This is a genomic window from Lentzea sp. HUAS12, from assembly GCF_024125735.1.
GTDB lineage: Bacteria > Actinomycetota > Actinomycetes > Mycobacteriales > Pseudonocardiaceae > Lentzea > Lentzea albida.
Genome location: NZ_CP099738.1, coordinates 2,932,695 through 2,946,349, shown reverse-complemented (window position 1 = coordinate 2,946,349; position 13,655 = coordinate 2,932,695). Strand labels below are relative to the sequence as shown.

General features: G+C 70.3%; 15 protein-coding genes. 7 read left to right on the top strand and 8 right to left on the bottom strand.

Annotated elements, in window-relative coordinates; all coding sequences use genetic code 11:
- Window positions 1-38: 38 nt before the first annotated feature.
- Window positions 39-746: a type 1 glutamine amidotransferase domain-containing protein gene (locus ND450_RS12955; protein WP_253326385.1), complete on the top strand. Its 708-nt coding sequence runs from the start codon at window positions 39-41 to the stop codon at window positions 744-746.
- Between the two features lie 2 nt (window positions 747-748).
- On the opposite strand, the gene ND450_RS12950 is transcribed toward ND450_RS12955, so the two are convergent.
- The 3 genes from ND450_RS12950 to kstR all read right to left on the bottom strand — a co-directional run bounded on the left by ND450_RS12950 (window position 749) and on the right by kstR (window position 2,317).
- Complete coding sequence (locus ND450_RS12950) at window positions 749-1,150, bottom strand: hypothetical protein (protein ID WP_253326384.1); 402 nt, start codon at window positions 1,148-1,150, stop codon at window positions 749-751.
- Between the two features lie 59 nt (window positions 1,151-1,209).
- On the bottom strand, window positions 1,210-1,662 hold the full coding sequence (locus ND450_RS12945) for an LLM class flavin-dependent oxidoreductase (RefSeq protein WP_253326383.1): 453 nt from the start codon (window positions 1,660-1,662) through the stop codon (window positions 1,210-1,212).
- Window positions 1,663-1,741: 79 nt separating this feature from the next.
- The gene (kstR, locus tag ND450_RS12940) at window positions 1,742-2,317 is read right to left on the bottom strand and encodes a cholesterol catabolism transcriptional regulator KstR (protein ID WP_253327910.1); all 576 of its coding nucleotides are present in this window, start codon (window positions 2,315-2,317) and stop codon (window positions 1,742-1,744) included.
- Between the two features lie 160 nt (window positions 2,318-2,477).
- Between kstR and ND450_RS12935 the strand changes: the two genes are divergently transcribed.
- The 6 genes from ND450_RS12935 (at window position 2,478) to ND450_RS12910 (ending at window position 8,923) form a co-directional block, all read left to right on the top strand.
- Window positions 2,478-4,379 (top strand): acyl-CoA dehydrogenase family protein, encoded by a 1,902-nt coding sequence (locus ND450_RS12935; protein WP_253326382.1) that lies wholly within the window; start codon window positions 2,478-2,480, stop codon window positions 4,377-4,379.
- A gap of 71 nt (window positions 4,380-4,450) precedes the next feature.
- Complete coding sequence (locus tag ND450_RS12930; protein ID WP_253326381.1) at window positions 4,451-5,413, top strand: acyl-CoA dehydrogenase family protein; 963 nt, start codon at window positions 4,451-4,453, stop codon at window positions 5,411-5,413.
- Window positions 5,403-6,530 (top strand): acyl-CoA dehydrogenase family protein, encoded by a 1,128-nt coding sequence (locus tag ND450_RS12925; RefSeq protein WP_253326380.1) that lies wholly within the window; start codon window positions 5,403-5,405, stop codon window positions 6,528-6,530. The genes ND450_RS12930 and ND450_RS12925 overlap by 11 nt, the downstream gene beginning before the upstream one ends.
- Complete coding sequence (locus tag ND450_RS12920; protein WP_253327909.1) at window positions 6,530-7,414, top strand: bifunctional MaoC family dehydratase N-terminal/OB-fold nucleic acid binding domain-containing protein; 885 nt, start codon at window positions 6,530-6,532, stop codon at window positions 7,412-7,414. The genes ND450_RS12925 and ND450_RS12920 overlap by 1 nt, the downstream gene beginning before the upstream one ends.
- Entirely contained in the window at window positions 7,401-7,784 is a 384-nt protein-coding gene (locus tag ND450_RS12915) for a MaoC family dehydratase (RefSeq protein ID WP_253326379.1), read from the top strand. The genes ND450_RS12920 and ND450_RS12915 overlap by 14 nt, the downstream gene beginning before the upstream one ends.
- Window positions 7,781-8,923 carry a lipid-transfer protein gene (locus ND450_RS12910; protein WP_253326378.1) on the top strand — a complete coding sequence of 381 codons (1,143 nt, stop codon included), beginning with the start codon at window positions 7,781-7,783 and terminating at the stop codon, window positions 8,921-8,923. Before ND450_RS12915 ends, ND450_RS12910 begins: the two co-directional genes overlap by 4 nt.
- On the opposite strand, the gene ND450_RS12905 is transcribed toward ND450_RS12910, so the two are convergent.
- From ND450_RS12905 to ND450_RS12885, 5 genes are read right to left on the bottom strand one after another with little or no spacing between them, the layout of a single operon-like run.
- The gene (locus ND450_RS12905) at window positions 8,903-9,736 is read right to left on the bottom strand and encodes a MaoC/PaaZ C-terminal domain-containing protein (RefSeq protein ID WP_253326377.1); all 834 of its coding nucleotides are present in this window, start codon (window positions 9,734-9,736) and stop codon (window positions 8,903-8,905) included. The two genes, ND450_RS12910 and ND450_RS12905, sit on opposite strands and share 21 nt — an antisense overlap.
- A gap of 10 nt (window positions 9,737-9,746) precedes the next feature.
- On the bottom strand, window positions 9,747-10,709 hold the full coding sequence (locus ND450_RS12900; protein WP_253326376.1) for a ferredoxin--NADP reductase: 963 nt from the start codon (window positions 10,707-10,709) through the stop codon (window positions 9,747-9,749).
- The gene (locus tag ND450_RS12895; protein ID WP_371927698.1) at window positions 10,702-10,941 is read right to left on the bottom strand and encodes a hypothetical protein; all 240 of its coding nucleotides are present in this window, start codon (window positions 10,939-10,941) and stop codon (window positions 10,702-10,704) included. Before ND450_RS12895 ends, ND450_RS12900 begins: the two co-directional genes overlap by 8 nt.
- Window positions 10,938-12,074, bottom strand: a complete 1,137-nt coding sequence (locus tag ND450_RS12890) for a Rieske 2Fe-2S domain-containing protein (RefSeq protein ID WP_253326375.1) — start codon at window positions 12,072-12,074, stop codon at window positions 10,938-10,940. Before ND450_RS12890 ends, ND450_RS12895 begins: the two co-directional genes overlap by 4 nt.
- On the bottom strand, window positions 12,071-13,642 hold the full coding sequence (locus ND450_RS12885; RefSeq protein WP_253326374.1) for an FAD-dependent oxidoreductase: 1,572 nt from the start codon (window positions 13,640-13,642) through the stop codon (window positions 12,071-12,073). The genes ND450_RS12890 and ND450_RS12885 overlap by 4 nt, the downstream gene beginning before the upstream one ends.
- Between the last annotated feature and the right edge of the window lie 13 nt (window positions 13,643-13,655).

The window sequence follows — 13,655 nt, the reverse complement described above, 5'->3', positions numbered from 1 at the left end:
AACTCCCGGGGCGCCCGCTCTTTGGCAAGATCGCGCACGTGCGCGTGCTGATGCCCCTGCCCGACCACGGCTTCGACGTCACCGAGGTGGCCGTGCCGTGGCGCCTGCTGACCGACGCGGGCCACGAGGTGGTCTTCGCGACCGAACGTGGTGGCCCGGCGCAGGCGGATCCCCTGCTGCTCACCGGTGTCCTCTTCGGACAGCTCGGCGCCGGGGAGGAACCGAAGCGGTTCCACACCCAGCTCCTGGAGTCGGCGGCCTACCGCGCGCCGATCGCGTGGGAGGCGATCGATCCCGCCGGGTACGACGGACTGGTCCTGCCGGGCGGCCACGCACCGGGCATGCGCCAGTACCTGGGTTCACCGTCGTTGCAGGGCACAGTGGCCGCGTTCTGGGCGCTGGACCGCCCCGTCGGCGCGATCTGCCACGGACCGCTGGTGCTGGCGCGGGCGGGCGTGCTCGCCGGTCGCCGCACCACCTGCCTGCCGAAGTACATGGAGCGCTCGGCCTTCTACCTCACGGCGTGGCGGCGCGGGCGGTACTACCGCACCTACCCGGCCTACGTGCAGAACGAGGTGGTGGCGTCCGGGGCCGTGTTCGAACGCGGCCCCGTCGAACTGACCCGCCGCGGCACGGCGACGGACGACGCGCCGGCGTTCGTGGTGCGCGACGAGAACTACGTGTCGGCCCGCTGGCCGGGTGACGCGTACCTGTTCGCCAGGACGTTCGCCGGCCTGCTGGGCTGAGCTCAGGAGGCGGTGACGGTCTCGCAGTTCACCGGCTGACCGGGCCCGCCGGTCGCGGCCGCCAGTTCCTTCACACCGTCGAGCAGGATGCGGCACGACAGCACCTGGTCGCCCTTCGGCGTGGCGGAGACCTGGGCCTTCTCGCCCGCGTTGATGATGACCTCGACCGTCCACGGCAGCGGGTTCTCGGCGGTGACGGTCTGTGGTGTCTCCTTGCGGTTGCGGTCGGGCGACTTCGCGTACGTGAGGTCCACGAGCGTCTGCGCGGGTTCGGCCTCGACCTCGTAGGTGATGGCCCACGCCTTGCCGACGAGCGTGTTCCAGCCGCCGAAGTGGTTCACCAGGGCGACGGTTCCGCCACCGACGACGGCGAGCACGGCAAGGACCACCACGAGCGTCTTCATAGGACGGACGGTAGTGGTGACCGCGTGCACCGGCATCGTTCGGTGGAGTGACTCTCGGGTCATCCCGCGGAACTAGGGCCTGTGTCGAGGTTCGATCCGCGACAGCCGAGCCCGGGGCGGCCCCTGGCGGAACGCCCGTGGTCGCCCTTGCCCACGACGAGCTCCAGACGGCCGCGGGACAGCTGGTCGACCGTCGCGTGGTCCTCGGCGATCCGCAGCGGGTCGTGGATCGACAGCACGGACACGCCGGTCTGGACCCGCACGCGGCTCGTGGTCGCCGCGATGGCCCCGGGCAGCACGGAGACGCCGCTGCTCAGGAACGGTCCCGCGTGCCGCTCACCGAGTGCCACGGCGTCGTGGCCGAACTCCTCGGCGTACCGGGCGGACGTGAGGGCCTGGGCGTAGCGCTCGTCGGTGCGGACCTGCCGCCCGGTGACAGGGGTTCGTGAGGTTCGGCAGGATGTCCAAGACCTGGAACTCCATCTGGTGACTCCGCGGTGAGGACGGATCACGCCGTCCGCGGCGCTCGTCCCGGCGGAACTCAGCGGGGACGGCCCGCGTTCCCCGCACTCAGCCGTCCCGGCATCGTGGTCACTTGAGCAGCAGGCGCACCGTCAGCTCGAGGCGGTTCGCCACGTCCGTGGCCGTGGCGCGGCGCGTCACCCAGGCGACCAGGTTCGACAGCCACACGTCGCTGATCACGCGGGCGATGGCCTTCTGCTCGTCCGTGGACGGTTCGTCGCTCATCGCCTTGGTGAACATGGACTCCATCAGCAGCGATACCCTGTCGATCTCGGCGCCCGCGGAGGCGTCGGCGAAGGTGAACGCGCGCGTCATCGCCTCGGTGAGGTGCGGGTTGCGCTGCAGGCCGCGGGTGATGCGGCCGAGGACGAACAGCACGCGCTCGTACGGCGACTCGCCGGGAACGGTGGTGCGGTCCATCTTCTCCTGGGCGCGCTCCAGTTCCACGGCGAGGCTCGACACGAGCAGGTGGACCTTCGAGGGGAAGTAGCGGTACAACGTGCCCAGCGCGACGTCCGCGCGGTCGGCCACGGCGCGCATCTGGACCGCGTCGAACCCGCCCTTGGACGCCAGCGCGATGGTCGCGTCGACGATCCGCTTGCGACGCTCGCGCTGCGCGGCGGAGCTGAGCTCGTCGCCCGCCATGAGCGCGTCCGTGCGCGACTTCGAAGGTGACACGGAGATGATCCTCCTGAAACGTGTTGCAGCTGCCTCCGCATCATACTCGATCGGTTTCCCGGCCATGATCTGTTGCTCGAAATAGAACACGTTCTATAAACTTCTTCACGTCCTGTGAGGAGGCCGCATGCCGATCGCCACGACCGGGGAACAACGAGCGCTGCGCGACAGCGTGGACGCCGCCAAGGGTGAGTGGGCCGATCTCGTCCGGGTCGGGTTCTTCGAGGTGACGCGGGAGGGCGGCACGGTCGCCGATCTCGCGGTGATGCTGGAGCGCGCGGCCGAGAACCTGGTGCCGGGGCCGTTGCTGCCGACGGCGCTGGTGTCGGTGCTGCTGCCCGATTTCGAGGGGATCGCCGGGTTCGGGTTCTCGTCCCGGCACGTGGTCGGCGCCGCCGAGGCGACGCACCTGTTGCTCGGACCGGACAGGTGGTCGCTGGTCGCGGCGGACCAGGTCTCGGTGACGCCGCTCGAGGCCGTGGACCACACGCGTTCACTCGGGTCGGTCGTGGTCAACGGACCTGGGCAGGCCGTCGCGGACCCGACGGACCTCGCGATCACGTTGATGGCGGCCGAGGCGAGCGGGGTGGCGGCGTGGTGCCTGAACACCGCTGTCGAGTACGCGAAGCAGCGTCAGCAGTTCGGGCGTGTCATCGGGTCGTTCCAGGCGGTGAAGCACCTGTGCGTGGAGATGCTGTGCCGGGCGGAGCAGGCCTCGTCGGTCGCGTGGGACGCGGCACGATCCTTCGGTGAGGACGAACACCCGCTGGCCGCCGCGGTGGCGGGTGCCGTCGCGTTCGACGCGGCGGTCCGCAACGCCAAGGACTGCATCCAGGTCCTGGGCGGCATCGGGTTCACCTGGGAGCACGACGCCCACCGCTACCTGCGGCGGGCGTTGGCGTTGCAGCAGCTCGCGGGAGGCGTGGCCTTCTGGCGCCGGCGGGTGGCGGACCTGGCGCTGGCGGGTGAACGCCGTTCACTGGCTGTCCGGGTCGAGTCCGATCCGGACGTGCGGGCGTTCGCGGAGCAGATCGCCGGACTCGACGCCGCCGGGCAGCGGGAACGGCTGGCGGACAGCGGGTTCCTGGTCCCGCACTGGCCGGCGCCGTACGGCCAGGACGCCGATCCGGCGCGGCAGATGGTGATCGACGACGAGTTCGCGCGCGCAGGGGTGCGCAGACCGGACCTGGTCATCGGCGGCTGGGCCGGGCCGACGATCCTGCACCACGGCACGCCCGAGCAGCAGGAGCGGTTCGTGCCGCCGACGTTGAGCGGCGAGCTGACCTGGTGCCAGCTGTTCAGCGAACCGGAGGCGGGGTCGGACCTGGCGTCGTTGCGCACCAGGGCCGTGCGCGTGGACGGCGGCTGGAAGCTCACCGGGCAGAAGGTGTGGACGTCGCTCGCGCACCAGGCCGACTGGGCGATCTGCCTGGCCCGCACGGACTCCGGCGTGCCGAAGCACAAGGGCATCACGTACTTCCTGGTCGACATGCGGTCGCCGGGGGTCGACGTGCGGCCGTTGCGGGAGATCACCGGCGACGCGCGGTTCAACGAGGTGTTCCTCGACGACGTGTTCGTGCCGGACGACTGCGTGGTCGGCGCCGTGAACGACGGCTGGCGCCTGGCCCGCACGACGCTCGCCAACGAGCGCGTCGCGATGGGGTCGTCGCTGGGCGAGCCGCTGGAGCAGGTACTGAAGTCCCCGGCGGCTCACGACCACGCCGAACGGCTGGGTGCGTTGGTGGCGCAGGGACTCGCGGTGTCGGTGCTGGACCTGCGGGCGAGCCTGCGGGTGCTGAGCGGGCAGGGGCCGGGCGCGGAGTCGAGCGTGCGCAAGCTCCTCGGCGTGCGGCAGCGGCAGGACGTCGCCGAGTTCGCGGTCGAGCTGCTCGGGCCGGACGGTGCCGTGGACAGCGGCGAGATGTACGAGTTCCTGCTGTCGCGGTGCCTGAGCATCGCGGGCGGGACCACGCAGGTGTTGATGAACCTGGCAGGCGAGCGGATTCTCGGTCTACCCAGGGAAATCTGACGCAGTGAGCCCTGGATGGATTTCCAGCTCGACGAGACCCAGCGGGAGTTTTCGCGGAATCAGGAGCCCTGATGGATTTCCAACTCGACGAGACCCAGCGGGAGATCGCGCGGTTGGCGGCCGATGTGCTGGGCAGGGAGAGTGGCACACCCTGGAAGGCGTTGGGGGAGGCGGGACTGCTGGCCCTCGCCGTGCCGGAACGGCTCGGCGGTGACGGGCTCGGCGTGCTGGAGACGGCCGTGCTGCTGACCGAGGTGGGCCGGCGGGCGGTGGACGTGCCGGCGCTGGCCACGCTCGCGTTGGGCGTGCTGCCGATCGCGCGGTACGGCACGGACGAGCAGCAGGACGCGTTGCTGCCGTTGGTGACCGAGCAGCACGCGGTGCTGACGGCGGCGTTGAGCGAGCCGTCGCGGCCGTTGCCCGCGGTGCCGGAGACGACGGCGGGCCCGGACGGCATCCACGGCGTGAAGATCAACGTGCCGTACGCCGCCGAGGCGCGGCGGATGCTGGTGAGCACGAGCAGCGGTGTGTTCGTCGTCGACCCGGCGCAACCGGAGGTGTCCGTCCTGGACGGAACCGTGCGGCTGGAGGGGGCGCGGGGGGAGATCCTAGAAGGTGCGGACGAGGGGATCCGCCGGTTCGCCCTCGCCGGTGCCTGCGCGGTGGCCGACGGCGTCCTCGCCGGAGCGCTCGACCTCACCGTGAAGCACGTCGGCACCCGCCACCAGTTCGGCAAGCCCCTGGCCACCTTCCAGGTCGCCGCCGCGCTGGTCGCGGACGTCTACATCGCCTCCCGCACCCTGCACCTCGCCGCGCTGACGGCCGCCTGGAGCCTCGACGACCACGACCTCGACACCGCCGCGTACTGGCTCGCGGCGGAGGCGTTGCCGGCCGTGCACACCTGCCACCACCTGCACGGCGGCCTCGGGCTCGACATCACCTACCCCCTGCACCGCTACTACGGCACGGCCAAGGAGCTGACGCGGTTCGTCGGCGGAGTGGAGCACCGCTTGGGGGCCATCGATGTTCATTGACCTCACCACCGAGCAGCTGAAGCTGCGCGACGAGCTGCGCGAGTACTTCGCGACCGTCATGACGCCCGCCGAACGCGAGGCGATGCTCACCGAACGGCACGGCGAGACCTACCGCGAACTGGTCCGCAGGCTCGGCCGCGACGGCAGGCTCGGCGTCGGCTGGCCGCGGGAGTACGGCGGGCTGGGGTTCGGCCCGGTCGAGCAGCAGATCTTCGTCAACGAGGCTGCGCGCGCCGACGTGCCGCTGCCGTACGTGACGCTGCAGACCGTCGGGCCGACGCTGCAGTCGTACGGGACGCAGGAGCAGAAGGACTTCTTCCTGCCGAAGATCCTCAGCGGCGACCTGCACTTCGCCATCGGCTACACCGAACCCGACGCGGGCACCGACCTGGCGGCGTTGCGCACCAAGGCCGTCCGCTCCGGCGACGGTTACGTGGTCAACGGCCAGAAGACGTTCACGACGGGCGGTCACGACGCCGACTACGTGTGGCTGGCTTGTCGCACCGGGGCGCCGGACTCGCGGCACAAGGGCATCACGATCCTCATCGTGGACACGGAGGACCCCGGCTACTCGTGGACGCCGATCATCACCTGCGACGGCGCGCACCACGTCAACGCCACCTACTACAACGACGTCCGCGTGCCCGAGTCCCGCCGCGTCGGCGAGGAGGACAAGGGCTGGCGGCTCATCACCACCCAGCTCAACCACGAACGCGTGATGCTCGGCCCGTCCGGCCGCATCGGCGCGCTGGTGGAACGCGTCCACGGCTGGGCTGCGGAACGGCAGCTGCTGGACGAACCGGACGTGCGGCGGGCGCTGGCCGAGGCACGGGCCGTCCACCGCGTGAACGAACTGCTCAACTGGCAGGTCGCGAGCGGTGAGCTGGAGGTCGCGGACGCCAGCGCCACCAAGGTCTTCGCCGCCGACCGCACCCAGCGCGTCGGCCGGCTGCTGGAGGAGGTCGTGGGACGGCACGGCGCCCCGGCGGACCTGGTGCACTGGCTCGACGTGCAGGCGCGCCGCAACCTCGTGCTGACGTTCGGCGGTGGTGTGCAGGAGATCCAGCGCGAACTGATCGCGAACATCGGGCTCGGACTACCGCGGGTGGTGCGATGATCGACATCGAGAAGGAGGCCGCCCGCATCGCCGAACAGGGCGAATGCGCACCGCGGCTGGCACGCGACCCGGTCAACCAGCCGATGATCAACAACTGGCTGGAGGCCCTCGGCGACGAGCATCCCGGCTACGACGGCGTCGCGCCGCCCGCGATGGTCCAGGTGTGGACGATGGCCGGACTGCACGGCCAGCGGACGCTCGACGACCCGCTCGGTCAGATGATGACGATCCTCGACGAGGCCGGGTACACGTCCGTGGTCGCGACCAACTCCGACCAGACCTACCACCGGTACCTCGAGGTCGGCGAGCACCTCTCGGTGACGACGAGCCTGGAGGACGTGACCGGGCCGAAGCGGACCGGGCTGGGGGAGGGGTGGTTCGTCACGACCCGGAGCACGTGGTGGGTCGGGGACGAGGCCGTGGCGGAGATGCGCTTCCGGGTGCTGAAGTTCAAGCCCGCGCAGAAACCCGGACCACGACCCGAGGCGCCGAAGGCACAGGCCATCCGCCCCTCCGTCAACCGCGACACCGAGTACTTCTGGGAGGGCACCCGGCAGCACGAGCTCCGCATCCAGCGCTGCGGCGGCTGCGGCCTCCTGCGCCACCCGCCGGGTCCGATGTGTCCCGAATGCGGTGCCACCAAACCGAAGTACCTCGTCTCCGACGGCAACGGCGTGATCTACAGCTACGTCGTGCACCACCACCCGCAGGTGCCGGGCAGGCAGACCCCGTTCGTCATCGCCCTGGTCGAACTGGACGAGGGCGTGCGCGTGCTCGGCGAGTTCGACGGCGAACCCTCGATCGGGCAACGGGTCGAGGTCGTGTTCACGAAGGTCGACGAAGAGTTGACGATGCCGAGCTGGAGGCCCCGTGCGGATCGGTGATTCCCTGCCCGAGTGGCACGTCGAGGCCACGCCGACGTTCGTGATCAGCACCGCCCTGGCCACCCGCGACTTCCAGGACGTCCACCACGACCGGGATCTCGCGGTCCAGCGCGGGTCGAAGGACATCTTCATCAACATCCTCACCACGACCGGGCTCGTGCAGCGCTACGTCACGGACTGGGCGGGCCCGCAGGCGCTCGTGCGGCAGGTGAACATCCGGCTCGGCGCGCCGTGCTTCGCCTACGACACCCTGAAGTTCTTCGGCCAGGTCGTCGGACGCGAGCAACAGGACCTGACCATCGAGGTCGTCGGCCGGACCGCGCACGGCGACCACGTCACCGGAACCGTGAAGATCGAGGTGCCCGCGTGAACGCCGCCATCGTGGGGATCGGCGCGACCGACTTCTCCAAGGACTCCGGCCGCAGCGAGCTCCAGCTCGCCGCGGAGGCCGTGAGGGCCGCGCTCGAAGACGCCGGGCTGACACCGTCCGATGTGGACGGCCTGGTCAGCTTCACCATGGACACCAACGCCGAGATAGCGGTGGCGAGAGAACTCGGCATCCCGGAGCTCACGTTCTTCAGCCGGGTGCACTACGGCGGCGGGGCGGCGTGCGCGACCGTCCAGCAGGCCGCGATGGCCGTGGAGACCGGGGCGGCGGAGGTCGTCGTGTGCTACCGGGCCTTCAACGAACGGTCCGGGCACCGGTTCGGGCAGGTCCAGACCGCGGCCGCGGCGAACATCGACAACAGCTGGTCGTACCCGATGGGGCTGGGCACGCCGGCCGCGATGGTCGCCATGTTCGCGCAGAGGTACATGCACGAGTACGGGGCCACGTCCGAGGACTTCGGCCGGATCGCGGTGATCGACCGCAAGCACGCCGCCACGAACCCGCACGCCTGGTTCCACGAGCGGCCGATCACGCTGGACGACCACCAGTCGTCGCGCTGGATCGCCGAACCGCTGAGGCTCCTCGACTGCTGCCAGGAGAGCGACGGCGGGGTCGCGCTCGTGGTCACCTCGGCACAACGTGCCAAGGACCTGCCCAACAAGCCCGCCCACGTCAAGGCGGCGACGCAGGGCAGCGGCGCCGACCAGTTCACGATGACCAGCTACTACCGCGACGACCTGACGCGTCTGCCCGAGATGGGCGTGGTGGCGCGCGGACTGTGGGAGAGGTCGGGCATCACGCGGTCCGATGTGGACGTGGCCGTGCTCTACGACCACTTCACCCCGTTCGTGCTGGTCCAGCTCGAAGAACTGCGCTTCTGCGGCCGGGGCGAGGCCAAGGACTTCATTCGCACTGGCGCGCTCGAACTCGACGGCGACCTGCCGCTCAACCCGCACGGCGGCCAGCTCGGCGAGGCCTACCTGCACGGGATGAACGGCATCGCCGAGGGGGTGCGGCAGATCCGCGGCACCGCGGTGAACCAGGTCGCGAACGTCGGCCACGTCCTGGTCACCGCCGGCACCGGCGTCCCGACCAGCGGTCTAATCCTCGGCCAGCTGTAGGACGGCGTCGGAGAGCACGGGACGGTCCCCGGCCGAGGTCGACACCACGAGCCGGGTACCGTCCCGCCACACCCGCGTCGTCAGCGTCTCGCCGGGGAACACCACCCCGGCGAACTTGGCCGAGAACGACGACACCTGCTCCGGCCCGTCCAGCAGCGCGTCGATGACGGCCTTGCACACCACTCCGTACGTGCACAGCCCGTGCAGGATCGGCGCGTCGAACCCGGCCCGCGAGGCGAACTCGGGATCGGCGTGCAGCGGGTTCCGGTCACCACAAAGCCGGTACAGGTAGGCCTGCTGCGGCAGGGTCGCGGTCTCGATCAGGAAGTCCGGCTCGTGGGCGGGCACCTCCACCCTGCCGGACGGTCCGCGGTCGCCGCCGAACCCGCCCTCACCGCGGGCGAAGATGCTGGACCGGGTCGTGAACAACGCCGTCCCGTCCGGTGCCACGGCAGTGGCCTCCTGCACGATCACCGCGGCCTTGCCCTTGTCCCACACGTCGGAGATCCGCGTCCGCAGCACCGCCTCCCCGGACGCGGGCAGCGGCGAGTGCACGGCGATCTCCTGCGTGCCGTGCAGCACCCGCGCGAGGTCGATGTCCACACCGGGGAACGACACGACCGGCGCCGCGGTCTCGTGGAAGCGGGGCGCCACCACGCCGAACGTCGGCAGCACCCGCAGCCCCCGCTCGTAGACGTACCGGAGTTCCGTCGCCCCCAGCGCGAGGTGGTAGAGCAGCACGTCCGACTCGGTCCACGAGAACTTGACCTCGGGAAGCTCCGCGCCGACGGCGACGGAAGGATCGATCGGCATCAGGCGCCCCTCACTCGTAGGTGATCTTCACGTTGTCCGTGACCGGAACCGACTGGCACGCCAGCACGATGCCCTCGGCGATGTCCTCGGAGTCGAGCACGTCGTTGTTGAGCATCTTGACCTCGCCCTCGACCAGCCGGCAGGCACACGCGCTGCACGCGCCCTCCCGGCACGAGTAGGGCGCGTCGAGTCCCCTCTCCAGCAACAGGTCCAGCAGCTTCGTCCGGGCGGGCCACGGAAACCGGTGCCGCTCACCGTCCAGCGACACCTCGACGACGGCGTCCGGCCGTCCGTCCGCGATCGGCTCCTCCGCGCCGAACGGATCGCTGGACAGCGACACGAACTTCTCGACGTGCACGACCGGAACGTCGTGCAGTGCCTTGCGCGCGGCCTCCATGAACGGCACCGGCCCGCACACGAACGCCTCGTCGCAGGGGCGGACGAACGCCCGCAGGCCGTGCGGCAGCCCCTGCACCGATTCGAGCCAGTGCACGACGGTCAGCCGGTCCGGGTGCGCGCGAGCCAGCTCGGACAGTTCGCCGGCGAAGATCACCGAGGACTCGTCCCGGTTGGCGTAGAAGAGGAACACCTGCCCGGAGCCGCCGTGCAGCACGGCCCTGATGATCGACATGACCGGCGTGATCCCGCTGCCCGCGGCGAACGCGAGCAGCGACCCGTCCAGCGACGAGGGCGTGAACACCCCGGCCGGTGCCAGCACGTCGAGTTCCATGCCGGCCCGCAGTTCCGAACACATCCACAGCGACCCGTACCCGTCGGGCGTGCGCTTGACGGTGATCTTCAACGGTTCGCCCGGCGCGCTGGACAGCGAGTAGCAGCGCGCCACCTCGCCCGCCCGCACGGTCAGGAACTGGCCGGGCCGTGGTGAGAAGTCCGCGCCTGACAGCACGAACGAACGCGCGTCGGCGGTCTCCTCGATCACGGCGTCGACCCGCAGCCGGTGCACCTCAGCCATCGGCGACCTCCAGCGTCCCCTCGCGCACGGCCTTCTCGATGCTGTCGCGCAACCGCAGGCAGGTCGGCACCAAGGCGGCCCGCGCACCGCACAACTCGGGGCAGTTCCTGGTGTCGGAGAGCCACTGCACGCTGGTGTGCTGCGGGCTGTTCTTCTTCACCAGCACCCGGTTCCCGCAGTCGCAGCCCACGGGAACCATGCCGCCCTTCAGGAACTCGTCGCGCTCGCTCACGTCGCCTGCTCCTGGGGCTGCTGCCTGGCCAGGTTCTCGGCGACCTCCTTCTCCCACACCTCGATCGCCCTGCTCGTGTCGACCTCGAACTCGAAGCGCCGCACCATGTCGTCGCTGACGTCCTCGACGTCGACGTAGAACTGCTCGTACCAGCGCCGGAGCTGGTAGACCGGACCGTCCTCCTCGCACAGCAACGGGTTGTCGACGCGCGACTTGTTCTGCCAGATCTCGACGTCCTGCAGGAACCCGACCCCGATGCCGCGCGCGAACTTCGCCGCGATCTTGTCGGCGTGCTCGTCGTCCACGCCCGGCAGCTTCTTCACGATCGCGCCCCACTGGAGCTTGAACGACGTCGGCGAGATCGGGTAGTGGCAGTTGATCAGGACCGTCTCGATCTCGAGGCCCTTGTAGTCGTTCCACAGGTAGTCGATCATGTACGACGGCCCGTAGTACGCGGCCTCCGACCGGACCTCCACGTCTCCGGTGTAGTTCGAGCCCATCGCCACGTCCGGACGGCCGCGCGTGGTCAGGTACTGCGAGGCGACGTGGCCCTCCATCACGTTCTTGAAGTAGATCGGGAACGCGAAGTGGATGTAGAAGAAGTGGGCCATGTCGACGACGTTGTCGATGATCTCGCGGCAGTTCGCGTTGTCGATGACGACGGAGTCCCAGGTCCAGTTGCTCCACTCGGTCGAGAACGCCGCGTCGATGCGCGGGATCGTGACGTGCTCGGGCGGCGGGTTGCCCTGCGGGTCGTTCCACACGAAGAGCTGCTTGTTCTCCTCCAGCGTGATCCACGACCGGGTGCGCGCCCGCAGCGGGACGCGCTTGGCGTAGGGGATGTCGACGCAGCGGCCGTTGCCCGCCCAGCGCCAGTCGTGGAACGGGCAGGCGAGGGTGTTGCCCTTGACCGTGCCCTGGGTGAGGTCGCCGCCCATGTGCCGGCAGTACCCGTCGAGCACGTTGATCTCGCCGTCCTCCGAGGCGAACACCACGAGCTTCGTGCCGAACGCCTCGACGGCGTGGGGCTTGCCGTCGCGGAAGTGGCTCGCGAGGCCGAGGCAGTGCCAGCCGCGCGCGAACCGGGCCGGGGGCGCGCCCGCGTCGATCGTCCGCACACCGTCCTGCGTCATCGCTCTCCTCCAGTGATGTCGAGGCCGGCGAGGTATCCGAACGTCATCGCCGGTCCGAGGGTGGCGCCCGCGCCCGCGTAGGTGTGGCCCATGACGGAAGCGCTGGTGTTGCCCGCCGCGTACAGGCCCTCGATCACCGAACCGTCCTCGCGCAGCACCCGCGCGGAGGCGTCGGTGCGCAGGCCGCCCTTGGTGCCGAGGTCGCCGGGCACGATCCTGACCGCGTAGAACGGTCCGGTGGTCAGCGGCGCCAGGTTGGGGTTGGGCTTGGTGCGGGGATCGCCGTAGTAGCGGTCGTAGGCACTGTCGCCGCGGTGGAAGTCGGTGTCCTCGCCGGCGACCGAGAGCGTGTTGAACCGCCGCACGGTGTCCACGAGTTCCGGCAGATCGGCCTGCTGCGCGAGTTCTTCGAGGCTGGGAGCGGTGAGGACGGAGTCCTTCCACCGCCGGGGGAGCGGACGCCGTGGCGGGATGCCGCAGAACGGGTAGCGGCCGCGGTAGGAGTGGTCGAACACGAGCCAGGTGTCGCCGGTCATCGCGTTGACCACGTCGATGTAGGGCGCCGACTCGTTGACGAACCGGCGGCCGGTCTTGTCGACCAGCACGCAGCCGGGCAGCGACCGTTCCGCCAGCAGGAAGAACGGGCCGCGCGGCAACGGGACGGACGGTCCCCACCAGGCGTCGTCCATCAGCCCGACGGCCGCGCCGGCGCGTTGGCCTGCCTCGATGCCGTCACCCGTGTTGGCCTTGGCGCCGACCGTCCACTCGGTACCGATGTTCTGGTGCTGCTTGCGCATCTGCTCGTTGTGCTCGAAGCCACCGCACGCCAGCACCACGTGCTTCGCCAGGATGAGCTTCTCCCCGACGAGCACTCCGGCGACGCGGCCGTTCTCGTGGTGAAGGTCGGTCATCGCCGTGTTGAGCCTGATCTCGACGTTCAGTGCTTTCAGACCGGCACGCAGTCCCGCGGTCAGGGCCTGGCCCATGGTGAGGCGGCGGCCCGGCAGGAACCGGCGGACGAACACCTTGGCCGCGGTGGCGATTCCGCGCGGGTGCCGTCCGATCAGCGTCAGCCAGCGGTAGTCGGTCTGGGTGATCACGATGCCCGCGGGCGTCGGCACGTACGGCGGTTCGAGGTCCTCGACCTCCTCGCCGAGCAGCTTCGTCTTGAACGGCAACGGCTCGACCGACCGGCCGCGCGGCTGCCCGCCAGGCGCCTCCGGGTAGTAGTCGGAGTAGTCGCGGACCCAGCGGAACTCCAGCGGTGTGTGCGCGCGGACGAACGCCAGCATGGCCGGTCCCGCGTCCAGGAACGCCTGGCGCAGCTCGGCGGGGACCTCGGGCGCGATGTGCCCCAGGTAGGTGCCGGCCCGCTCCGGTGAGTCGCTGACGCCGCTGGCGGCGACCACGGCGTTGTTCGGCACCCAGATGCCGCCACCGGACCTCGCGGTGGACCCGCCGTAGTGCGCGGCCTTCTCGATGATCAAGGTCCGCAGGCCGTGTTGAGCGGTGCAGAGCGCGGCTGTCATGCCCGCCGCGCCGCTGCCGACGACGATCACGTCGTACATCGCACCTCCCGGA

Coding starts and splice junctions, on each gene's coding strand:
- ND450_RS12950 (WP_253326384.1), bottom strand. CDS start 1,150: ATGAAGACGCTCGTGGTGGTCCTTGCCGTGCTCGCCGTCGTCGGTGGC.
- kstR (WP_253327910.1), bottom strand. CDS start 2,317: ATGGCGGGCGACGAGCTCAGCTCCGCCGCGCAGCGCGAGCGTCGCAAG.
- ND450_RS12935 (WP_253326382.1), top strand. CDS start 2,478: ATGCCGATCGCCACGACCGGGGAACAACGAGCGCTGCGCGACAGCGTG.
- ND450_RS12930 (WP_253326381.1), top strand. CDS start 4,451: ATGGATTTCCAACTCGACGAGACCCAGCGGGAGATCGCGCGGTTGGCG.
- ND450_RS12925 (WP_253326380.1), top strand. CDS start 5,403: ATGTTCATTGACCTCACCACCGAGCAGCTGAAGCTGCGCGACGAGCTG.
- ND450_RS12905 (WP_253326377.1), bottom strand. CDS start 9,736: ATGCCGATCGATCCTTCCGTCGCCGTCGGCGCGGAGCTTCCCGAGGTC.
- ND450_RS12900 (WP_253326376.1), bottom strand. CDS start 10,709: ATGGCTGAGGTGCACCGGCTGCGGGTCGACGCCGTGATCGAGGAGACC.
- ND450_RS12890 (WP_253326375.1), bottom strand. CDS start 12,074: ATGACGCAGGACGGTGTGCGGACGATCGACGCGGGCGCGCCCCCGGCC.
- ND450_RS12885 (WP_253326374.1), bottom strand. CDS start 13,642: ATGTACGACGTGATCGTCGTCGGCAGCGGCGCGGCGGGCATGACAGCC.